This is a genomic window from Ferrimonas kyonanensis DSM 18153, assembly GCF_000425405.1.
Classification (GTDB): domain Bacteria; phylum Pseudomonadota; class Gammaproteobacteria; order Enterobacterales; family Shewanellaceae; genus Ferrimonas; species Ferrimonas kyonanensis.
Map to the genome: position 1 here is coordinate 68,618 of NZ_AUDJ01000015.1, position 20,917 is coordinate 89,534.

Here is a 20,917-nt window from a genome sequence, read left to right on the forward strand (position 1 = left end):
CACTACAACGATAAAAAGCGCGCCGACCGGCGCGCTTTTTTGGTTTGAGGGGTTCCCCCCTGTTTCTGACGGGTTAGGACTTACCCAGGTAGGGTGTCAGAAACTCGCTGACTGCCTGCTGATGGACGCCCACCTCTACGCTGACCCCGGCCTGTTCCAGAATGGCGATGCCTTTGCCGCTGTTTCTCGGATCCGGATCCAGCATCGCCACCACCACGTTCTTAATGCCGGTTTGCACCAAAGTGCGGGCACAGGCCGGCGTTCGCCCCACAAAGGAGCAGGGTTCCAGTGTGACGTAGGCGGTCACCCCTTCCATTGAGCCGGCATAGCGATTCAGCGCTTCCACTTCGGCATGATTGCCACCGATGGCCTGAGTAAATCCTTCGGAGACGATCTGGTCGTCCTTTACCAGTACGCAGCCGACCGGTGGGTTGGGCTGGCACTGGGGCAGGGCTTGTTTTGACAGCGCCAGGGCGCGCAGCATCGGGTGGATCTCGGTGGGTGTTTTCATTGATTCAGACATGGAGACTCATGAATTGATGGGCGGCCTCTGAGCCGCAGACGATTGTTGAGGTGAACACAGTGCCTGAATGCTGGCACTGACCACCGCGGTGGGAATGTCGGCCTGGGCTTGTTGCTTCGACAGCTTACTGTGCTCAAACCGCAGGCCCGGGCCGGTAACGGTCAGGGTGCGGGCGGCGCAGTCGACGGCCACCGGCGCCTGCCACTGACCGGACTTGCCTTGCCGTTGCAAAATCAGGCCGGCGTCCGTTGCCCGGTGGCCGGATATAAACCAGTCATCCACGTAGGGGCCGCCAATGACGTCCTGATAGAGGTACAGTGGTTCGGTGGCGTAGGCGCTGGTCGGCAACATCTGGCTGACGGAGAGTGACAGCAGCGACAGTGCCGCCAATGGAGCAAAGAGACGCATCGGCAAGATATGATCGATTGATTTGACGGGCATTATAGCGCGCCTGCCCGGGTGGGCTGCAAGGAGAGGCAGGCACTGCGGTTGTAAAACAGTGCCAGAACCGGGGAACCCTGAGGGCGTGGATGACCACGCCGTCAAATAAGGGTGCCCCTGACGGCTAAAACGTCCCTCGGGTCGACAGGAAGTCGGCGATGCGCTGAATCTCGTCGTCGGTGTAGGTGTCCATGACGTTCTCCATCGGGATGTAGAGGCCATTTACCCGGCGCTTGTGATGGTAATCCCGCAGCTGTGAAGCGAGGTAGGGCGATGACTGACCGCCAATTTTCGGGATCAGTGGCATCTTGGGCTGGTTGCCATCGGCACCGTGGCAGCTAACGCAGCCGCCGCGACCGTAGTCGTTGTACAGTTGTTCGCCGGTCATGGGGGGGGCCGATTCGGCTTGAGCTGCGGCCTGAAACAGCAGCATGAGGCCTACCAAGACGAGGTTGAACAGAGTGCGAATCATAAGGCCTCCTGATTCAGGTACTGGGCTATGCTGGCGGCCATGTGGGAGGCGCTGGAGCCGTAACCAAACACGTCCAGCAGTGCGCCGTTGCCGTCATAGAGGTAGAAATAGGCGGAGTGGTAGACCTCGTAGCGAGCAGGGAAGGGCGGGGAGAGCGGCAGTCCGTCCAACTGATAGCCGTAGGTGGCTCCCAGGTTGTCGGCGATGGCCTGGGTCTGATCGGCGGTGCCGATGAGGGCTTCAATACCAGGGTGGAAGTAGCCCACGTACTTTTTCAGTTTTTCCGGGGTGTCTCGATTGGGATCAATGGAGACGAATACCGGGGTGAGCTTGTCGGCATCGGCGCCCAGTTTATGCATTACGCCAGTCATCACCATCAGTGTGGTGGGGCAGACATCGGGGCAGGTGGTATAGCCTACGGCCATCAGCAGGTACTGGCCACGGTAGTTGTCTTGAGTGACCGCCTTGCCGTCGGCGTTGTGCATGGCAAATTGCAGGGTGTCGCTGGCCCAGCCGGGCAGGCTGAGTACCAGCAGCAGTGAAATCAGAATACGCACGAGCGCCTCCTTAGTGGCAGATGGTGTTGGTGAGCCCCATGGCGATGTGATTGGGCTGTTTCAGTTGAGTGACGATGGGGGAGCGGGCTTTGACCTTACGCAGATCCAGCACTGAGATGGCCTGAGATCCTTCGGTGGTGGAGAACATCGACTTACTGTCCGAGACCACCACCAGATCGATGGCGGCGCCCTTGGCATCGAAATGGCGTGGGTTAGGATCGCCCGTCAGGTTGAATACATAGAAACCCGAAGGGGCATCGACCACACCGATGCGCTCCAGCCAGCCGGTTCGAATCTGCCTGATGCCCGCCTCGGTTTGAAACCGATTGACCCATTGGCCGGAGTAAGCGTTGAGAATGGCAATCTCTCCGCGGTCGGAAACAAACAACAGATGCTCAGAATTGGAGGTCACGTAGGGCCGTTGGACCGGGCTGTTAAAGGTCAGCCAGCGCCAGTCTTTATTCTGAGTGAAATCCCAGATATGGACGCGATTGTGGGCTGGCTCTGATACCAGCCCCAGGCGGGAGTCCGGTGACAGGGTAATTTCCGATACCGCCGAGCCACTGCCCATCTGCAGGGTGGAAAGGGTATCACGGTGGACACGCCACACCGTGGTATGGCCATTGGGCTCAGAGGTGATCAGCAGGCGGTAGCCATCGGAGGAAAAGTTCAATGACAGTGGCCCACTGAGTTGGTCGATCTGCTTGATCACTTTCCGGGTCAGAGGCTCCATGATCTCAACCTGACTCTGTCCAGCCACCGCCAGCATGGCGCCGTCGCCATGAAATTTCAGCGACTGTGGCGAAAATGACAGTGGCAGGGTCCAGGTGCGGTTATCGCTGAGATCCCAGACATACAACTTGGGATCGTCTTTGGCGATGTACACTAACAAGCTTTGGACATCGCTGACGGCCATATCAATGGGAATGGCTTTGAGTTGGCGATGCTCGACCAGAGTGTCATTGAAAGTATCGACAATGGCGACGGTGGGGCTGTCCCGATCGGACACAAAGGCCCAGCGGGCGGCATCGTCATAGGTTTGGGGTTGAGCCAGGGTCAGCGGGCTCAGCAGTGCCAGTACGGCGAAAATAAATCGAGCGTTCATTGGCAAACCTTACATAAAACCTCCGGCCCGAAGGCCGGAGGTGGTGAGGGAAATTACAGGTCACGTACGCAGCGGGTCCAGAAGTCGGATTGCTTATCCTGGCCCTGGCCATCGCCGATCTGAAAGCCGATGCCCCAGGCCATGACGCCATGCTCATTGCGAATCACCTGCTCCTCTGGGTGTTGCTGAGGCTTGCGGGCGGTCAGCGGCCGGAAGAATTTCATCGGTCCGCCAATGTCGCTGGTGCTGGACCAGAAATAGTATTTGTATGGCGTGTTGGGGAAAAACGTCTGCTCGATGGAGGGGTTGACCTCGTTGTAGTTAACGATGGACACCAACTCCTTGATGTTGGGCAGGCGCCAATCCTGCTTGCCCGCCAGGTTGAGATTCTGGCAGTAATCGATGGAGGCCTCCCAGTTGCGGCGTTGATCGCTGATCACTTGCTGCCACTGCAGTTGGGTGACTTGGTCGGTCACGGTGTTGTCGCCGTTGTCGACAAAGTCGTTGGCATGGAAGCCGCCATTGTTATCGGCCCGTACGCAGCGAACCAGCTTGGTTGAAGCGGTGTGCTGGCCCATGATGTGGGCATCGGGAAAGCCGACGTGCCAGACGTGATCCTTGTGATCGGAGATCGGCAGTGCCCAGATTCCGGAATTCATCCGCGGCATGTTTAAGAACACGTCGGTATTAATGGCCGGGCGGAACTCCCCATAGTCGGCAATGGACACCAGCTCTTTCATAAATGGCAGGCGCCAATCGCTGTAGCCGTCGATTTCCAGCGAGTCGCAGTGGGCCACCGCTTCGGCGGCGTTCATCCACAGTCGCGAGGTTTTGCGCTCCCAGGTCAGTTTGGTGTTGGTATCGAACGCCGTCAGACCGGAGTCACTAATCTGGAACTGCTGCGGGTGTTTAGGGTGATCGCTGTCTTCGCCGCGAGTGTCGGTAAAGTCCTGTACCTGACCGGTGTCGGGCAGCCGGAACCCGGGAGGTGTTGGCATGCCTTTGCCGGTTGGGAAGTCGATTCGCTCAATGTGTTTAACGAACTCGCCGGCAGTGTAAGCGATCATGTCGCGCCACTGATCTTCGGTATAGAGTTTGGCGATCCGCTGCATCATTCTGGCTTTGCGGTTGTTGCGAATGCCGTCCCGGTAGGCGCCCATGGTTTCAAACATGTAGGTTGGCATCTGGCCGCGGATGGTCGGGTTGGCTTTCTTGGTGCTCAGGCCCTGCTCGCCGTGGCACATTTTGCACGCCTTGTCGTACAGTTTTTTGCCGCGCTTGTAGGCGTCGCTGGCCACCACTTCGGGATTAGGATCAAAGCTCATCTCTTTGTTGGCGTACACCAGGGCTACCTCTTCCATGATGTCGACCGGCCATTTGTACACCGTCAGTTTCATCTGTGAGGCGATGCCACCAAAGCGCTCGGCATCAAAGTCAATCCACTGGCTGATGAAGTATTGTGCCGGTAACCCTTCCAGCTTCGGACTCAGGGTTTCTACCACGTTCTCCCGCGCCGGCCGGTGGCAGCCCATGTAACAAGTGGCTCCCAGTTTTTCTGCTCGGGCGATCTGCTGAGGCGTCAGATCCTGGTAACTGCGGGTCACCTTGAATTCCGGGTAGGCCATTTCGGCCTGGGCGCCCTGGGTTAGCCCCAGAGTCAAGGTGATCATGGCCAGGGAGTGAAGGAGTTTATTGGTCATCGTTTAATGCCCCTTATGAGGGTGATTGCTGGCACCGAACTGGCTCTGGATCTGCTCCAGGGTTTTCACGGTGGCCTGGCAGGTGAGGCTAGGGTTGTAGGCAAACATGATGGTCATCGGGTAGTGCTCACCGGCTTTAATGGTCTGTTTCAGGTCCATTACCATGATGTGCTGGGCGCCGGGTTTCAGTTGCGTGAGCGGCTTGGTCACCATCACTCGAGGGATCTGGAACATCTTCATGGCACCGTCTTGCATCTTGACGTTATGAATCTCCACCCGGTTCGATAGGGCCGGAATTTCCACTCGCTGCATCATCTCGGCGCCGGGCAAGCGGAACTTCTTGGCATCGTCACGGTTGTAGCGGATGTCGAAATAGGCGGCAGTGGCCGAGGCGCCCGGGATGCTCTCGCGAATCACGCAGTTGTCTACTTGAATGCTGTCGGCCAATGCTGGTGCAGACAGCAGCAGGCCTAAGGTCAATAACAGTTTGTTCATGGTGTCCCTCAGTATTTGAAGATGAAGCCCAGGTTGATGTTGTTGTCGTTGTTGCTGTTGCCGCTGATGGTGTCCGGATCGTGCTTGTACACGGCACCTTCGGCGAACAGGGTGATGTGCTGGTCGAAGTGGTATTTGACGCTGGCAATGGTCAGGGTTTGATCGTCTTTGTTGGCTTCGGATTCATAGCGTCGCTGTTGGTAGCTGATGCCAAAATCGATGTTGTCCAGGCTGTAGGTCAGGGCGGTGGCGTAGGTGTCTTTAATTTTCTTGGGTGAGTCTTGGTTGAGCTCGGCCAGCGCCGCCAGGGTGAAGTTGTGCCAACGGACATCGGACGCGACGGCCCAACGCACGTAGTTGTCGTCGGTGGGAAGCATTTTGTCGTCAACCTCGGCGCGGTTGATCACCAGGTTGAAATGCTCGCTGTGGTACAAGGCCCGCAGACCCAGGACGTCGGCATCGGCATCGTTGCTGTCGTTCGGGGTAATGATGGCGGCCTTGAACCACAGGGTGCCCCAGTCTCCTTTGAATTTTGGGGTGAAGTAAGCCAATTGGTTGTGACCGTATTTGGCCTGTTCAAACAGGTGACCGTTGCTCGACGGCTCCATGGAGTTGGATTCATGAATGTCGACTTTGGAGTAGAGGTCGACCCAGGTGCCGGTGGTGCCTTCACCGATGAAGAAACCGCCAAGGTTTTTGTAGGCCACAATCAGGTTGGCATCGATAAGCTCGATGTCATTAAACGCCGAGGCGTCGCCGAAGTTGTCTGAGTATTGCAGCCGGGTGTTGTAGCGCACCATCAAGCCATTGTTTTTGTAGATCCCTTTCAAGCCAAGGTTGGCCTGATAGATTTCAGTTTCATAGTCGTTGTCGCTTTGAAACTGGGCCTGGGCACGCAGATCGCCGTACAGTTTTGGGGCCCAGTCATCGGCGGCCAGTGCCGAGGCCAGGGGGAGGGCAGCCAGAATGACCGCGCTGATCAGGGAGGTGTTTTTCATCATCAAAATTCCTGCAACTTCTTGTAGTTAGTGGTTTATTCGTTGGCGATTCTAGGAGTTTGAATGGAGGCTGACCTGCCAGAATTGCTATTTCCGATATGCAGAATTTGCATCGGGAATTGTGTTCTGGCGCATGGCGAGGATTTGAAATGACGTTAAGATCACCGACGAAAGTCACAGAGAGGAAAAAGAGTGGATCTGGATACGTTGCGGATGTTTGTCGCAGTTGCAAAATTTAAAAGCATTACTCAGGCCGCCATCGATCTGGATATCAGTCAGCCGGCATTGAGCCGTCGCTTAAAGGGTCTGGAGGCTAAGGTGGGGGCGACCTTGATGCAGCGCTCCGGCGGTGGGGTTGAGCTGACGCCTCAGGGACGGCTGTTGCTGGAAACCGCGGAAACCATGTTGGAGGAGTTTGAGAAAATTACCGAGGCCATCTCCAGCCATAAGGATGATGTTAAGGGCAGCATCGCGGTGTGCCTACCCCATCCCATGAGTCGTTGGTTGACCGAAGAGGTGTTCATTCCGTTTACCACTGATTACCCCGAAGTGCGTCTGGACCTGATCACCACCAACCCGAAAACCATGACCAAGATGGGCCAGTGTGATGTGATGGTGTCGCCGATCACCCCGGACGATCCCGATTTGATCGCTCGCTATCAGCACACTTTCCGTCGCTATTTCTGTGCCAGCTCCGAGTACCTGCAGCAGTTTGGCCGGCCGCTGCTGCCACAAGACTTGGCTCGACACCGCTGCATCACCAATGTGTCGGTGCAAAAAGAGGAAAAACACTGGGAGTGGCAACATTCGAATGGCAGCTGCGGAAGTCAGCAGATTCAGTCCTTTATCTCAACCGATTCGGTAGACATCGCCATGCAGTGGATGCTGGCGGGCAAAGGCATTGCGTCGTTGCCGGAGTCGCAGATTCGCCTCTATCGGTCTCAGGACCGCCGGTTTGAGTTGCTGTTTGATTCGCAGATTTATCAGGAGCAGTCGATGTTTGTTTTGTACCGTTCGCGTAACTTCATTCCTCGACGACAGCGGTTGTTGGTAGAGGCTCTGGTTCGGTTTTTTCACAAGCAATCGAAGTTGGAAGGAGCGCTTTAGGCAGCCAAGGCGGAGTGCCGCTCTCGAACGTTGCACGAAGCCTCGCCAATTGGCTGCCAAAAGGCCTCACCGACGCCTGGATTTTCTTGCAAGGCTTTCATTTGTAGTGTCTTATTGTCAGCCATTATGACGCTGATGAAGTTTCGATTGATTGTGTACTGCTTGTTAATTGCCACCCTAGACGGACGGCGCTGAGATGAAGGTCTGGTTACTGCGTACCTTGTTGTCTCTGTTTGTGCTGTGCGCTGCTGTAGCCATCTGGGTGGGGCCAAATTCGGCGCATCCGGAAGACCAGAGGCTGGCGATGTTGTCTCAGCGGCTGCAGGACTCGGAGTTTGATCTGGCCTACGATGAGGTTAAGCGGTTGCTGCCCCGGGTCGAGGAGCCGGACGTGCGCCGCTACCTGTACGCGGTGAAGGCCGATATCGAGGTCGGCCGTCGTCATTACCATTACGCTATTCACTCGCTGACCCAGGCACAGCAACTGGGAGAGCCAAACCGAAAAGTGGATGAGGCGATCCTTAGGCTGCGCAACCACATCGAAAGCATGCAGCAGGAGCGGCAACTGGATAAGCAGTATCGGGATGCTCGTGATAACGGCATTGCTGCCAGCCTTACCGGTAAGATCACCATTCTTTACCTTTATCTGGACGACAACCGCTGGAGTCGCTGGTCGGGCAAACAGCGGCTGTTGAATCGCCACTATCTGCAGCAGGTGGTGGAGTGGTATCAAGCCCGGGCGGCCCAATATGGGGTGGCGAAGCCGCAGATCAGCAGCCGCTTTTTCTTTTTGAAGGCCCCTAGGGGCATCTCCAAAGAGTGGTTGCGCTCCAAACAGTTCTTCCTCGACGCTCAGGGATTGATCGCCAATCAACTGGGTTATCCGTCGATGTCGGCATTTGTTGAGGCCAAGGCGCCCAGCGGCCAGGTGGCGATGGTGTTTCACTCCAACGGTGATGCCCGCTCTTTTGCCCTGTCCTGTGGTAACAAGCAGGTGTCACCGAATTGCCATTACGAGTATGTGATGCTGACCGAGTCGGTGTCGTCGGCCTCAGCGGCGACTTACACCCCACAAGTACAGGCCCACGAGATTTTGCATCTGTTTGGTGCCGCCGATCTGTACCGCATCGAGTCGGCTCGGGATTATGCGGTTACCGATCTGATGAACTACTACAGCGATGCGCTGCGCCATGCCAGCCTGGATCCTATTACCGCCTGGTCTATCGGCTGGTCAGAAGCACCTGATGCGCCTTTTATAATTGAGAACAAAGGAAAATAAGAATGGAAATTACCTCACTGGAGCAGAACGCGGCCTTCATGTTTCTGAACCTCACTTACGCCGTGGTCAGTCTGTTTGTCAGCGTGATCTCACTGGTGATCATCGATAAATTTGTGTTTCGCAGCATCGACTTTATCGCCGAGATTAAAAAGGGCAATCTGGCGGTGGCGGTGTTTCAATCCACCATTCTGTTGTTTGTCGGCTTCGTAGTGTCGTCGGCCATGAGTTAAAAAACTCATATCCGCAGTGGCATATATATGCCAATTCGTATATTCTGGCTTCATCGAAATAGCATTTCGTCGTCACGGGCTGCGACCAGTCGGTTGCCGGGGCGACGTTTGATCAGTATGAGGCGAGAGTAATGGGAATTTTTGAACGCTATTTGTCACTGTGGGTGGCGCTGAGTATTGCCGCCGGCGTATTGCTGGGCAATTGGGCCCCGCAGGCGTTTGCGGCGGTAGCGGCGCTGGAGTGGGCCCACGTCAATCTGGTGGTGGCGGTGCTGATCTGGGTCATGATCTACCCGATGATGGTGCAGATCGATTTCAGCGCGGTTAAAGACGTGGGTAAAAAGCCCAAGGGATTACTGTTGACGCTGGTGATCAACTGGCTGATCAAACCCTTCACCATGGCAGCCCTGGGGTGGTTGTTCTTCAAAGGCTTTTTTGCCGACTGGGTCGACCCGCAGAGTGCCGGGGAATACATCGCCGGCATGATTTTGCTGGGCGTGGCGCCCTGTACCGCCATGGTGTTTGTTTGGAGTCAGATGACTAAGGGCGATGCCAATTACACCCTGGTGCAGGTATCGGTCAACGACATCATCATGGTGTTTGCCTTCGCACCGATCACCGCATTGTTGCTGGGCGTCAGTGACATTCAGGTTCCCTGGGAGACGCTGTTGCTGTCGGTGGTCTTGTACGTGATGTTGCCATTGTTGGCCGGGGCCTGGACTCGAGCGCGATTGCAGCGCCGGCGCAATGGCGACGGCATCGAGGCGTTTCTGGCCAAGACCAAGCCCTGGTCCATTGTCGGTTTGCTCGGGACCGTGGTACTGCTGTTTGGCTTTCAGGCCGAGGTGATCATCGAGCAGCCGCAAACCATTGTCCTGATCGCCATCCCTTTGATGATCCAAACCTACGGCATCTTTGCCATCGCCTATGCCGCCGCCAAATGGCTGAAGTTACCCCATAACGTTGCCGCGCCGGCGTGCATGATCGGCACCTCGAACTTCTTTGAATTGGCGGTGGCGGTGGCGATCTCGCTGTTTGGCCTTCACTCTGGCGCAGCATTGGCCACCGTGGTCGGAGTGTTGGTGGAGGTGCCAGTGATGTTGTCTCTGGTCTATTTTGCCAACCGCACTCGGCACTGGTTTGCCTGATGCCCCTTCGGTGTTAATGTCGGGGCGGCCATCTCGCCGCCCCGTTTGTATTGTTGATGGCCAGCAGGCCCGCTCCCTCCTCGTACCGCTGAATTACAGTTCCCACTTTGAGTCGCAACAATTGTGATCTCAGTCACTAACGAATTTCACCAGTCTGTTACCTTCGAACGCAGAAATTGATTTTTAGAGTAATTACTCAGCTGTTGGTTTCTATCAAAGGTATTTCAATGCCTTAATTATAAAAATTTTTGAGTTACTGGTAGTGAAACGGCGCTTCGTCGACCTGCATTACCCTTGCCGATACTATGCAATACCGCGCCTTAAGGCGCCCCTAAAACTAGAAACTGCACCACCCAATTTTTGGATCAGGCCATACACCGTCACGTTGCTATCAGGGAGTCGTTATCGTTACAAAGGAGTAGGGCATGGAACCCTCCAACATGACATTGATCATCTCGATCATCGTGTACGCCGCGGCCACCTATGCGCTGACGGAAGTGTTCAGACGCTACCGCACCATAGGCTTCGCATTTATCGTGCTGTCGCTGTGTACTTTCCCGTTGTGGTCTGAGAACCGCGATACCTGGTTCGAGTGGGCGAAAATTTTCAGCGTGCTGGTGCCGATGGTCGTGGTCAGCCTGATGCGCATCGCCGTGTACGAAAAGAAAACCGGCCCGTTCTGGGAGATCTTCAAGAAGCCATGGACCCTGTGGTTCCTGTTTTTCATTCTGGCGCTCAACATCACCGAAGCGTCGATTCACGACTGGCAACTGGGTAACCCCTGGAATGCACTGTCGGGCTTCTGCCTGGTGGCCACCATTCCGTTTGTTGGCAAGTTCTGGCGGGTGGAAGACAAAACCTGCGGCGACCTGATTGTGGACTTCCCTCTGGGTTGGTGCTTCCTGTACACCACCTGGAACGCCGCCTTCCTGTTTGGCTGTATTCCCGATGAGTTTGCTGGCGGCCTGGCGATTCTGATTGCCTGTGAGCTGTACTCGGTATTTGGCCGCCACGACCTCTACATCATGGGTCGTATCTACACCCTGGCGATCTTCGTGGTTCAGTTGGGTGTGACCGATGTATTCCCGTTCATGGACTCCTCCGCCTGGGCCAATCCCGAGTTAGCCACCTGGTGGGGCATCGCCAACCTGGCTCTGAGTGTGGTCTATGTCGTCTGGTACAACTGGCAGATGTACACCGGCGGCTGCGACACCAAGTTCCGTCACCCGGCGTCGGCGCCAGAAGGGGTGTTTACCGAGAAAGAGCGTCAGCAATCGGTGACCGGTATGTGGTCAAACCTGTACTTCCATAAAGCCTGAGGACACAAGATGAATGCATTCACTCACACTCTGCGCTGGGCGCTGGGGTTGATGCTGGCGTGCCTGATGGCGTGCAGTACGCCATTGGCAGCGGCCGACAATGATCCCGCCGCCGAGGCGCTGGGCACTTATCAGATTCTGCTGGAGGGGGTACCGGGCACCGGTGGCTTGAGCTACCACATCGCCTTTGACCCCGATGGCAGTGTCTACATCGAGAAGAAATTCAATGGCCGTGATGAGGCCGAAACTCACCAGTGGCTGCGTCAGGGCGACGCCATCACCATCTTGCCGCTGCAAGGTGGAGTGATCACCGACTTCGACCACGCCAGTCTGACGGTGATCGACAGCGAAAACATCGACGTCAACCTCAACGTCACCGGGGCCAGCCTGGATTTACTGGAAAAGGACGTCACCTTTACCCTGTTCCGCTGGCATGAGACTCAGGCCAAGTTGCACATTTTGCTGACTCTGGTGATTCTGATTGCGTTGAACGAGTTGTTCCGGTTTGTGAAATGGAGCGGCTTTGCGTTCTTCGTCGGCCTGTCACTGCTGCTGACCATCTTCGTCTGGCCCTATCAGGGGGTGGCGTACTGGTTTAAGTGGGCCAAGATCTATTCGGTGGTGTCGGCCTCGGTGTTCTTCCTGCTGATGCGCTTTACCAAGGTGCATCAATACAGCCTGGCCAAGTTGTTCTGCGTCGGCTTTTTGGCCATCAACATCGCCGAGGCGGTGGCGCAGGACTTTACCATGGGCTTTACCCCGAACCTGCTTAATGGCGTGGCCGGGGTACTGTCGATTCTGACCTGCTATTACGGTTGGAAGGGGATTCGAGCCGACGACAGCCCGCAGAAAGACATGGTGTGGCCGAAGATGACCGCGCTGTGGATCATCGCCTACGACGTGTGGAATTTCGCCTATGTGTACCTGAACTTCCCGGCGTCGGCATCGGCGCAGCTGATGGTGATTGTGGCGGCCACCATTCCGGCGCTGTTCATTAAAAAGGGCACTTGGTTGCAGGCCCGCGCTTACACCTTGGCGGCCTGGTTCATGTTCTATTTTACCTTCACCAACTTCTACGAGCGCAACCTGTGGATCTTCCCCAGGAACGACATGCTGACCTACTCAGTGGCGGCGTTGAGCCTGGTGCTTAACATTGCCTGTGTATGGCAGCTGGTGAGCTTCTACCGCGCCCGTCAGGCTAAGCAGAAACTGGCCACAGCCTGATTCCTCTGCAGACACACAGAAAGGCCGCCATATTGGCGGCCTTTTTTACATTCAACGCGCATAGCACATAGTTATTTTAGATCGACCTGGATGGCATCACGTTGTGCACCCTGCGCTCATGGACAAGCAGGCTGGAGACACTGCCGAGGGAAGATGTCTGGGCCTGTGCGCCGATTTGCGAAAAGGCATTGCAAGTGCTGGCCGCGCTCAATGATGACTACCGCTCGACTCAGGGGGACATTCATCGGTCTCCCCGCTTCAGCTTTGATGCATCTGGTACCGGCGACAACATTAACAATCAGTTGTCAGAGACGGACTTAAACAAAGCCAACCTTGCGATGTTGCTCAGCGGTTACTCGAAACACCTTGATATGACTTACGACCTCGTTGCGATGGATGAGGTATATAAACTGCTTAATCCGGTGGTTCCCGCCCGATACAACCCGATAAAGAAACGGGAGGATAGCACCTTCTACTGGCACTTTACTACCCACTTACTGCGGCGTACCTTCGCCCATTTTGTGGTGGGTAATGGGGTGGTGTCACTAGCGGCACTCAAGCATCAGTTCAAGCACATCAGCCTCGCTATGACGGCTATCTACGCCAGTCACTCTGAGGTGCTTACGCTGATGGGGATAGAAAACCCGGCCAACGTCAAAGAAGCCGTGGAAGATGCCGAAATGGAAAGCCACAGAGCCTACCTGAAGGACAACCCTGAAGAGCAATCAGGCGGCTATATGAAGCACTTTGAGGGCGACCCCAAGGTGATGACGGACGAACAATTTGAAGCGCATGTCAAAAGCAGCAAGGGTGCCAACAAATCGACCGGCTATGGCCGATGTTTTGTGGGTGAGAAGTGCAAGATGACCCATCTGTTTGAGCCATCCAGTTGCGTCGGGCGTGACTGCGAGAACCTGAACATCAACCAGGCTGAAGCTAGACACTGGCAACAGCGCCATCAACGCCTCGGTGCAAAGTTGCAGCAGATGAAACAAATGGGCTTTTACAACCGCAACACGCTGGCCCGCGAGCTGACCGACATTCATTCCGCAGAGAGAGTCATGGCAGACCATAACATCGCCTTTGAGCGGTTTGATTTAGGAGCATTGTGATGCCAAGTGTAAAGACCGAGCTGGAAAATGCCCTTGAGGCGTTGAAAAAAGAGAAGAAGAAAATCAATCCGTCTGCGGTAGAAAAACGAGCCGGCGTGGCCAATGGTTCGTTAAAGAACCACTCTGTTCTGCGGGAGATCGTTCTGGCAGAGAAAGCTCGTCAGCAACAGCCAAATCGTGACCGGGCCCCGGATGCGAAAGGCAAATGCAAGACGGTCGCAAAAGACCGCTTTGACGCCTTGGAGGCGAGGAACAGAAAGCTCAATGCGGAGAACAGCCAGTTCAAGGCCGAGATAACAGCGATGGCGGATTCTATTGCACAGCTGACCTGGGAACTGCATCGTTACAAAACCGCGACCAGGAAGGATTCACCGAATGTGCATAGCATCAAGGGCTAATCATATTTCAAAAATGACTCATCAAAAATAGTGGGTGACGTTGGGAGGGGATGTAGTTAAAGGAAGCAAAAATACGATTCAGTGCGGGCCTGTTTAAGGGGGCGGTGATTGTCGAAGCGTTTGTGGTGAAAGGCTATAACCTGCAAGTCCTGGGGAAGAAGCAGTCTGATAATGCTCTGACTGAGCAGTCAACGGGCTTATAGCGATCCCAAAGTATTCAAAAGCGCTGTCGCAGCCATCAAGGCCGAGACTGTTTTTGAAGCCTTTGCTGCTTCAAAATTAAGTGGTGCGTATGTAATTAGTGACGGAGACTGCTATCACCCAACGGGTATGCTAGTAATCGAGAGCGTCATTGCAAAGCGATTCAGGCGACTCGCTGTAGTTCAAGCATGGAGCTGTTTCCATGATGAGGCATATCAAGCTGCCGCTTTTGCGAGCGAATATCCGCTAACTACCAAGTAAGGAGAAGCCGTATACAACGCATTGAGCTTTGGAATATCTGCTGTCTTTGGGGGGAGCAAGTACTGGAAAGACGACCGTGATCAATTCAATCATTAGTGGATTGGAGTACTTTAGTTACCACATTTATCCAATGGCGTTGGCAGGAAGAGCTGCAAAGAGATTAAGAGAGGCTACAGGTCGAGGTTTAAGTACGATTGCAGCATTTCTGCGAAGCGAGCCGATCATGTCGGAGAAAACTGCTTTGGTCATCGATGAGGCGGCGATGGTAGATGCAAAGAGGTTGGCTCACAAAATGACGATTATAAATAATAGCACACGTTTATCTTGCATGATTTTATTACTAAGGAATAAGTATGCCTGGATACATTGATAAATTGCCATTACCGATAAATCAGATACCGCAGGGACTTAAAGATGTTCTATCTGATGAAAAGGTAGATAATCCGAAGAAAGAAGTCGTAGTAACTCATCGGTACGAGAGAGAACTTTATCAAGATAATCATGAATGCCTTCAAATGATTATGGCTGTAGTGCCCGAAGAAGATAGTGAAAATCTTAGTATACTCAGAGAGTCTAGCAATGGAGTTGTAGCTTACTCAGTGCCTGATTGTAGAGTAAAGGGTGGAGCGAGAGAGTACAATTTGTCCGTTTCTGGCAATGGTTACATTGTGGCTTCTTGGGGAGATGGATTACATTACTCATTCTTCTTGGCTGAGGATGTCTGGATGATCTTGGGGTTGAAGCCTAGGCTGATAGGGGATTCTGGTCAAAAGGTCATTTTTGATAATCCTTCTCTTCCAGATTATGGGGTCGTACAAGGAGATGTGTCGAGCGAGTACTATTTTGGCAGCAACAAAGATATTAAGTGGACAATGCAGAATGAATACCTGAGAAAATATCTTTGGATGAAAGGCTGTGTTGGTGCAAGAGCCTTTTACTATGAAAAGTATATACAAAGAACCACTGAGGTTGTTGAATTACTGGCTGGAACTGAACATTATAAATTTCAGGAGCCGTGGATAGAACTAGATATTGTAGATCAAGGGGATAGAGTGATTATGCAAGTCTGGGGTACAGTGCAAAGTGTTCAGCCAGAACTTTGTGAAGAACTTGATATAGATTCGCTGACTTGGCCTGGGCACACTGATCCGATGACTAGAGCAAAAGCTAGTGATATTCGGTTAAGGGAATTTGCCTACATTGATGATTCTTTTCTAACTAGGTACGAAAAGGATAATTCATTCGATGCGATACCTTATTATGATGGGACATCTTATCGTATAGATCCTAGTTATGGAGGGCAATGGTCATTTAGGGATTGCATTAGAATTGGAAGAAATATAGTTAGGATACCCTTTTATGAGCTATATCGAGGGATTCCAGATAAGGAAGTGTATCATGTATACGACTACGCAGTTGATCCAAGTGTAATAGATGCAGAGAAAGAAAAAGAAGAGCATACTGTTTCTAAAACATATCGTTTTCTAGAAGAGTTAATAAAACTAAATGAAAATCTCGTGTTACTTGGTCAGGTTGTGGGCGTTGCCTTGTCGGAGTCGGACATTTCAGAGTTTAATCGTCAAGACTTTGAAGCAGAGGGGTTACAGAAGTATCCCGTATTGCAAAAGTTATCTCATGTAGCTCGTAGGGATATGCAAGAACATGACTTTTTGTCTAGATGCAAAACTATTAATGAAATTCTGAATAAGATAAAGGTAGGAAACTTAAAGAAACTACTGGTTGCAATGGGCATAGCCAAGAAAGAAATTAACAATTTTCAGGCATTGAAATTGTTGCAAGGAATTCTAAACTTCAGCGAAGCTTTACTTGAGTATGGTGAAGATGCATCGGCATTTAGCTATGCTTCAAATTTCTCTGATTTGAATACTAGAAATGAAAAACTTGCTTCATTGTTCATTAATAATGATCTGCGAAATGCTGAGGCTCACGAAGCAGTTAATAAGTCAATCGAGCACCTGGCAAATATTGGTTTTGATAGTGCAACTCTAAAATCTGGATATAGTCAAGCATTAGATTTTGTTTTTGATAGCGTTATCGATAGCTTGAGCTATTTGAACTATAAGTTGAAAGGTGCATTGAGTAACCAATGAGCCTGAAGCAATATGAATCATATAAAAGAAATTGTATTGAAGGAATATGTCAATGACTATAGTTAGGGCCAAAGGGTTTATAGATTTCGTAGAGGATGAATTGTTATCTGGAACTTGGATACCGCTATATAAGAATTTGAATGCGGAGGATAAGTCAATAGATGGATCGTTGTATTCTTCTCTAGCTCCGAAGGACGATCGCTCCTATATGAGTTGCTGTGGCTGGGATCTGTTGTTAGGAGACGGTTCTCCTTCTATAGTTACTTGTGGTGATAAGGTTTGGTATGAACAACATACCTCTAAGTATATTCCTTTAGTTTATTGTAGGACAAACTTCATTGGTAATAGGCCGAGATATTTTGAAGTATCACAAGAATTAGTCCTTTATCTTCGTCTTTATCATGACTTGAAAAACTCGAAGTATATATTGCCAGATATCAATGGTAATGAAATAGAAGTTATTCGATACTGTGATAATTCGTTAGAAATACGGAAGTCTTTCCTGGATGCTTTTTTGTCAGCTAAGCAAATGGATTTTCTTAGTTATTTTGAATGCACCTTCCATCATAACGAAGACCTAACTTCTTCTAGTAAAATTGAAAATGACTTACTGAGATATGACTGTTTTTCATCGAATACTTCATATGTAGATGGATACGATAATATCACGAGGGTGCTGGGTAAGAAGTTGATGCTTTGTGAGAGCTTAACTGAAGAAAATACTTCTCCTACTGCTTTAGAAGAAGCCTATGAAGAATTCGTTGTAGGAGGTGACTCTCATGAGCCAGTTCTTCATACTTGTAATCCACGTGAGTTAAATGATTATTTTGGTGCAAACCCTGATGCTCCACACTTTTTAACCCCGATATTCTTTAGTCGGGATGTAATGCAAAGATATTACAATTCACCTTCAGAATATGAAGTGTCCGACGGAGCTATCTATAAGAAGGGTTATTGGCATCTTAAGATCGATAATAATCATAGCGATTTCATATGCGTTTTTCTAGGTGATCTTGGTAGGGATATACCAAATTCAGAGCAAAAGTACTGGAGGTGCTTTAATATTGGCGTGGAAGGTGGTGATATCAGTCAAACTAATTTTAAGCGAAGTGTGTTGGGGCAGTTCGCTGATCCAGAGAGTCTAGATCTTTTATTTAAATATCGATTCGAATCATTTCAGAAAGCATGGTTTGAGAATTTCGGTTGGTATTTGTTCCTTCCTCTAGCTCCATCTGACTCACATTGCTTCGATTCTCTGCATCGACTGACAAAGAATGAGACAAAGGAGTTTGATAACCAGATACTTAACTTGGTTAAAATAACAATCGACTCCATTAATGTTAAAAGCATAAAGAGTATCATTACTACAGAATCGAGCGGGTCAATTAAGATTCTTAATGAATTTCTAGTATCTCAAGGAAGTGAACTTGACATCTCTCCGCTTCTTGGTGGCGTTCAAGGGCTTCGTTCATCAGGTGTTGCTCACAGGAGAGGCTCTAAGTATGAAGGGCAGATTAATAGGTTAGGAATTGATGAAGACGACCTTATTGCTGCCTTTGATGATATTCTTAGCAAGTTTATTTCTTTGCTTGAAGGTTTAAAAGGGGTTTTGGAAGACTAAAGCAAAGTAGAATACTAGACTGGCCCTTGCTGAGAGGGCCAGAAGCACTTGCATATACCAGCTCTGGCCCTCGAATCAATCATCAGACTCTCTTGCTGCTTTCCAGATCTCGGATATCCAATCGTGCGGTTTTCCACATCAAGCGGCAAGTCAAGCACGCACCCACCCGGTGCTTGTTTCATATGCGGGGGCTTCGGCAGGTTTGTTCTCGATACTGTCCACTGGCTTGCCGCGCTATACAGTCCGCTATGAACTCCTTGCCGGCAGTTCTTACCCACCAACAGTCAACGCTAAGAGCACCGTCTGAAGTTAGATGAGTGTCGTTGCGTTACGATCTAACTCTTTACCTTTTCTTAAGAGTCGGATGGACAACAAAAGTAACTAAAAATGAGACAAATTGACAAAATGTTAGATAAAAGCCTTGCAGGCCTTACCCTGCAAGGCTTACCTAAAGTTTCGATCTAATTTTTAGTTAGATGTACTTTTTTTGTCACGGGATTTAGCAAGGCGTCGAGTCGCGGCGGCGAACTCAATCAACGGTCAGCGGATTGTTCCTGATAGAAGCTGTCCCTGAACGCCTGAAGCCCTTCATGCACCAGATTCTGGGTCAGGTCGACGTTGCTCGCGATGTCACCATCGAGCACCTGCAAGCCATCGAGGATGCCGCGGGCCTCATCGATGCCCTTATCCACCGCACCGCCGATGACGCTCAGAAAGCCGTCCAGCTGCTCATCGAAGGAGAGGGATGAGTTCTGCCCCTGATAGGTGCCGAAAAATTGGGTGGCGAAGCCGACGATGCGGTCGGCGGTGGCCTGCGGCGAGTAGTCGATGCCTTGCTCCAGCCCCTTCTGGGTCGAGTTTTCGCCCAACGTCGGCGCCAGGTGCTCATCAATGGCTTCAACGGCGGCGCGGTACAGCAGCGCCAACGAGTCCTGACCGGCGCTCAAGCTGACCGCCTCCATCGCCGTCAACAAGTGGGTGTTGGTCATCGCCTTTGCCGCCTGGGAGGCACTCTTACTCGTTGCCACCTCAGACACCGCCTGGCCGTGGTTGCCGCCATCGGTGGTTTTGTTCCTGGCGACCTGAGACACCTCGGCGCCATGATTACGAACGTCCATTACTGCTCTGCCTTAATCGAATCTGCCATGATCTCACTATCGGCCAAATGATCAACGTCTTTAATTACAACCACGATTAAGTGGGGCTTAGAACTGCCACTGCAAATACAGGGTGTTGTAGTTGCTGCCGCCTTTGATGCGGCCAAAGGCGGAGGAGCTCTCAAACATCGAACTGCGGTGGTGAATGCTCCAGCCCAGCCACAGGTGGGACCACTTGCTGCTCTGAAACAGATCGCCAAGATTGGTATCGATAGAGAAATCCAGGTAGTTCATTAGTTTGGACGGCCGGTAGCCCTTCTGTTCCAGTTCGCTGCGCTCGATGTAGGTGACCCGGTTGATGTAGGACAACCCTTCGGCCACGCCAAATCGCCAGCGAATCGGCCAGCTGAAGGTGTAGTAGGCCTTGATGGCCATGACCCCTTCGTAACTGGTTTTTTGTACCTCTGAGCTGTGGTGCAGCACCATCCCCGGAGTGGCGTACAGGTCGATGGGAAAACCAAACAGGCTGTCGGTGAGCGGGTACCCGTAAAATACCGAGGTCATCTGGTTGTCGTAGGGGTCTTTCTCCCAGTCAAAGCTGAGAATCTCCCCCAGGTTGGAGGGCGTGGCCCAACCATGGGCCACACGAAGGTAATGGCCTTCAAAGTCCTCCCGTCGCAGCGGATTGGCACTCTGTTCGGCGGTGGGGAAGAACGCAAACCCGGCGTAGCTCTCCAGAGTGAAGCGCTTGTCCAGCGTGTCGAGATCCTCGATGCCACTGCCCAGTACCGACCCCTGAACCTTGCCGATCAGGTACAGGTTGCTGCCCACGTGGTATTTCAGACCGATGCCGGCAGAGGCACCCACATCGGCGTCGGCACGGGTGTCGCCCAGGCCGTAGTAATACTCGACAAAGTCCTGGCTACGCCAGTCCAGTTGCAGGGTGGGTTGAAAGCTAAGATTGCCCCACTGGCCGTCGAAGCCGTATCTCAGGTGGCCGTAACTGCGACCGTTGTTGTCACTGAGCAGTTCGGTGTCGACAAAGTGACGCTCTCTGGGGACATAGCGGTAGCGCAGGCCGAGGTCAAAACTGTCTTCCTGGATGCTGTTTTGCAGCTCTTTGGGAATGTCGAAGAAGCGATAACGGGTAAACAGCGTGGCTTGGTGTGGCTGGTCCTGCCATAGGTGGTAGCCGGCCTCCAGTCCGTGCAGATAGAAGTCCTCACCCTGGAGAAACATCAGCGGCACGATGTCGGTGACCTGATCGGTCTCGGTCTTATAGGGGATGTCGGCAAAGCGCATGCCGATGGCGATGCCCCATTCGGGCTTGTCGCCACTGCCGGGCACCGCCGTGGCCGCGGCGCTGGCCAGGAGTAAAAGTAGGGTAAGGGATCTCATGACTATCAGAATGGCAAATCTCAGAAAAATTGCCGCGTAGTTTGCCACAAGTGAGTGAATTTTCTGTGGAAGGAGCGTAACCAACTGTGTCGAATCTACCTTGCTGGCGATTGCTCAAAC

Annotated in this window: 21 protein-coding genes; 11 read left to right on the plus strand and 10 right to left on the minus strand. The window is 52.3% G+C overall.

Features of this window, described 5'->3' with window-relative positions; genetic code table 11:
- Window positions 1-73: 73 nt before the first annotated feature.
- The 8 genes from H598_RS0107165 to H598_RS0107200 form a co-directional block, all read right to left on the minus strand.
- Window positions 74-523 (minus strand): bifunctional diaminohydroxyphosphoribosylaminopyrimidine deaminase/5-amino-6-(5-phosphoribosylamino)uracil reductase RibD, encoded by a 450-nt coding sequence (locus H598_RS0107165; protein ID WP_245595571.1) that lies wholly within the window; start codon window positions 521-523, stop codon window positions 74-76.
- A gap of 6 nt (window positions 524-529) precedes the next feature.
- Window positions 530-964, minus strand: coding sequence for a hypothetical protein (locus tag H598_RS25480; RefSeq protein ID WP_051252540.1), 435 nt, complete (start codon window positions 962-964; stop codon window positions 530-532).
- Window positions 965-1,088: 124 nt separating this feature from the next.
- Window positions 1,089-1,436, minus strand: a complete 348-nt coding sequence (locus H598_RS23605; RefSeq protein ID WP_035415629.1) for a c-type cytochrome — start codon at window positions 1,434-1,436, stop codon at window positions 1,089-1,091.
- Window positions 1,433-1,993, minus strand: coding sequence for an SCO family protein (locus tag H598_RS0107180; protein ID WP_051252541.1), 561 nt, complete (start codon window positions 1,991-1,993; stop codon window positions 1,433-1,435). The genes H598_RS23605 and H598_RS0107180 overlap by 4 nt, the downstream gene beginning before the upstream one ends.
- A 10-nt stretch (window positions 1,994-2,003) precedes the next feature.
- The gene (locus H598_RS0107185) at window positions 2,004-3,098 is read right to left on the minus strand and encodes a YncE family protein (protein ID WP_028112419.1); all 1,095 of its coding nucleotides are present in this window, start codon (window positions 3,096-3,098) and stop codon (window positions 2,004-2,006) included.
- A 53-nt stretch (window positions 3,099-3,151) separates the two neighbouring features.
- Complete coding sequence (locus tag H598_RS0107190; RefSeq protein WP_028112420.1) at window positions 3,152-4,798, minus strand: Lcl domain-containing protein; 1,647 nt, start codon at window positions 4,796-4,798, stop codon at window positions 3,152-3,154.
- Window positions 4,799-4,801: 3 nt separating this feature from the next.
- Entirely contained in the window at window positions 4,802-5,293 is a 492-nt protein-coding gene (locus H598_RS23610) for a copper chaperone PCu(A)C (RefSeq protein WP_051252542.1), read from the minus strand.
- 8 nt (window positions 5,294-5,301) lie between these two features.
- Entirely contained in the window at window positions 5,302-6,294 is a 993-nt protein-coding gene (locus H598_RS0107200; RefSeq protein ID WP_051252543.1) for a porin, read from the minus strand.
- A gap of 189 nt (window positions 6,295-6,483) precedes the next feature.
- Here H598_RS0107200 and H598_RS0107205 point away from each other — a divergent pair, with 189 nt between their 5' ends.
- From H598_RS0107205 to H598_RS26425, 11 genes are all read left to right on the plus strand, one after another.
- A complete protein-coding gene (locus H598_RS0107205) occupies window positions 6,484-7,398 on the plus strand; it encodes a LysR family transcriptional regulator (protein WP_156896960.1) in 915 nt (304 codons plus the stop codon).
- 196 nt (window positions 7,399-7,594) lie between these two features.
- Window positions 7,595-8,677: a hypothetical protein gene (locus tag H598_RS0107210; RefSeq protein ID WP_028112423.1), complete on the plus strand. Its 1,083-nt coding sequence runs from the start codon at window positions 7,595-7,597 to the stop codon at window positions 8,675-8,677.
- Window positions 8,678-8,679: 2 nt separating this feature from the next.
- Window positions 8,680-8,907 (plus strand): DUF350 domain-containing protein, encoded by a 228-nt coding sequence (locus H598_RS0107215; protein WP_051252544.1) that lies wholly within the window; start codon window positions 8,680-8,682, stop codon window positions 8,905-8,907.
- Between the two features lie 131 nt (window positions 8,908-9,038).
- Entirely contained in the window at window positions 9,039-10,055 is a 1,017-nt protein-coding gene (arsB, locus tag H598_RS0107220) for an ACR3 family arsenite efflux transporter (RefSeq protein ID WP_028112425.1), read from the plus strand.
- Between the two features lie 425 nt (window positions 10,056-10,480).
- Entirely contained in the window at window positions 10,481-11,374 is an 894-nt protein-coding gene (locus H598_RS23615; protein ID WP_051252545.1) for a DUF5692 family protein, read from the plus strand.
- Between the two features lie 9 nt (window positions 11,375-11,383).
- Window positions 11,384-12,598, plus strand: coding sequence for a DUF5692 family protein (locus H598_RS23620; protein WP_035415630.1), 1,215 nt, complete (start codon window positions 11,384-11,386; stop codon window positions 12,596-12,598).
- A 194-nt stretch (window positions 12,599-12,792) separates the two neighbouring features.
- Entirely contained in the window at window positions 12,793-13,710 is a 918-nt protein-coding gene (locus H598_RS23625; protein WP_245595572.1) for a site-specific integrase, read from the plus strand.
- Entirely contained in the window at window positions 13,710-14,108 is a 399-nt protein-coding gene (locus tag H598_RS0107240; protein ID WP_028112426.1) for a hypothetical protein, read from the plus strand. Before H598_RS23625 ends, H598_RS0107240 begins: the two co-directional genes overlap by 1 nt.
- A gap of 490 nt (window positions 14,109-14,598) precedes the next feature.
- A complete protein-coding gene (locus tag H598_RS0107245; RefSeq protein ID WP_028112427.1) occupies window positions 14,599-14,940 on the plus strand; it encodes an AAA family ATPase in 342 nt (113 codons plus the stop codon).
- Window positions 14,924-16,681 carry a hypothetical protein gene (locus H598_RS0107250; RefSeq protein WP_028112428.1) on the plus strand — a complete coding sequence of 586 codons (1,758 nt, stop codon included), beginning with the start codon at window positions 14,924-14,926 and terminating at the stop codon, window positions 16,679-16,681. Before H598_RS0107245 ends, H598_RS0107250 begins: the two co-directional genes overlap by 17 nt.
- Before the next feature lie 52 nt (window positions 16,682-16,733).
- Window positions 16,734-18,302 (plus strand): hypothetical protein, encoded by a 1,569-nt coding sequence (locus H598_RS26425; RefSeq protein WP_035415631.1) that lies wholly within the window; start codon window positions 16,734-16,736, stop codon window positions 18,300-18,302.
- A 533-nt stretch (window positions 18,303-18,835) separates the two neighbouring features.
- Here the strand turns inward: H598_RS26425 and H598_RS0107260 are convergent.
- Both H598_RS0107260 and H598_RS0107265 read right to left on the minus strand, forming a co-directional pair.
- Window positions 18,836-19,420, minus strand: coding sequence for a DUF5610 domain-containing protein (locus tag H598_RS0107260; RefSeq protein ID WP_028112430.1), 585 nt, complete (start codon window positions 19,418-19,420; stop codon window positions 18,836-18,838).
- 87 nt (window positions 19,421-19,507) lie between these two features.
- Window positions 19,508-20,797: a MipA/OmpV family protein gene (locus H598_RS0107265; protein ID WP_028112431.1), complete on the minus strand. Its 1,290-nt coding sequence runs from the start codon at window positions 20,795-20,797 to the stop codon at window positions 19,508-19,510.
- Window positions 20,798-20,917: the final 120 nt, after the last annotated feature.

Excerpts from the sequence above, each read along its gene's own strand:
- H598_RS0107165 (WP_245595571.1), bottom strand. The coding sequence starts at position 523 with ATGTCTGAATCAATGAAAACACCCACCGAGATCCACCCGATGCTGCGC.
- H598_RS25480 (WP_051252540.1), bottom strand. The coding sequence starts at position 964 with ATGCCCGTCAAATCAATCGATCATATCTTGCCGATGCGTCTCTTTGCT.
- H598_RS23605 (WP_035415629.1), bottom strand. The coding sequence starts at position 1,436 with ATGATTCGCACTCTGTTCAACCTCGTCTTGGTAGGCCTCATGCTGCTG.
- H598_RS0107185 (WP_028112419.1), bottom strand. The coding sequence starts at position 3,098 with ATGAACGCTCGATTTATTTTCGCCGTACTGGCACTGCTGAGCCCGCTG.
- H598_RS0107190 (WP_028112420.1), bottom strand. The coding sequence starts at position 4,798 with ATGACCAATAAACTCCTTCACTCCCTGGCCATGATCACCTTGACTCTG.
- H598_RS23610 (WP_051252542.1), bottom strand. The coding sequence starts at position 5,293 with ATGAACAAACTGTTATTGACCTTAGGCCTGCTGCTGTCTGCACCAGCA.
- H598_RS0107200 (WP_051252543.1), bottom strand. The coding sequence starts at position 6,294 with ATGATGAAAAACACCTCCCTGATCAGCGCGGTCATTCTGGCTGCCCTC.
- H598_RS0107210 (WP_028112423.1), top strand. The coding sequence starts at position 7,595 with ATGAAGGTCTGGTTACTGCGTACCTTGTTGTCTCTGTTTGTGCTGTGC.
- H598_RS0107215 (WP_051252544.1), top strand. The coding sequence starts at position 8,680 with ATGGAAATTACCTCACTGGAGCAGAACGCGGCCTTCATGTTTCTGAAC.
- arsB (WP_028112425.1), top strand. The coding sequence starts at position 9,039 with ATGGGAATTTTTGAACGCTATTTGTCACTGTGGGTGGCGCTGAGTATT.
- H598_RS23615 (WP_051252545.1), top strand. The coding sequence starts at position 10,481 with ATGGAACCCTCCAACATGACATTGATCATCTCGATCATCGTGTACGCC.
- H598_RS23620 (WP_035415630.1), top strand. The coding sequence starts at position 11,384 with ATGAATGCATTCACTCACACTCTGCGCTGGGCGCTGGGGTTGATGCTG.
- H598_RS0107240 (WP_028112426.1), top strand. The coding sequence starts at position 13,710 with ATGCCAAGTGTAAAGACCGAGCTGGAAAATGCCCTTGAGGCGTTGAAA.
- H598_RS0107250 (WP_028112428.1), top strand. The coding sequence starts at position 14,924 with ATGCCTGGATACATTGATAAATTGCCATTACCGATAAATCAGATACCG.
- H598_RS26425 (WP_035415631.1), top strand. The coding sequence starts at position 16,734 with ATGACTATAGTTAGGGCCAAAGGGTTTATAGATTTCGTAGAGGATGAA.
- H598_RS0107260 (WP_028112430.1), bottom strand. The coding sequence starts at position 19,420 with ATGGACGTTCGTAATCATGGCGCCGAGGTGTCTCAGGTCGCCAGGAAC.
- H598_RS0107265 (WP_028112431.1), bottom strand. The coding sequence starts at position 20,797 with ATGAGATCCCTTACCCTACTTTTACTCCTGGCCAGCGCCGCGGCCACG.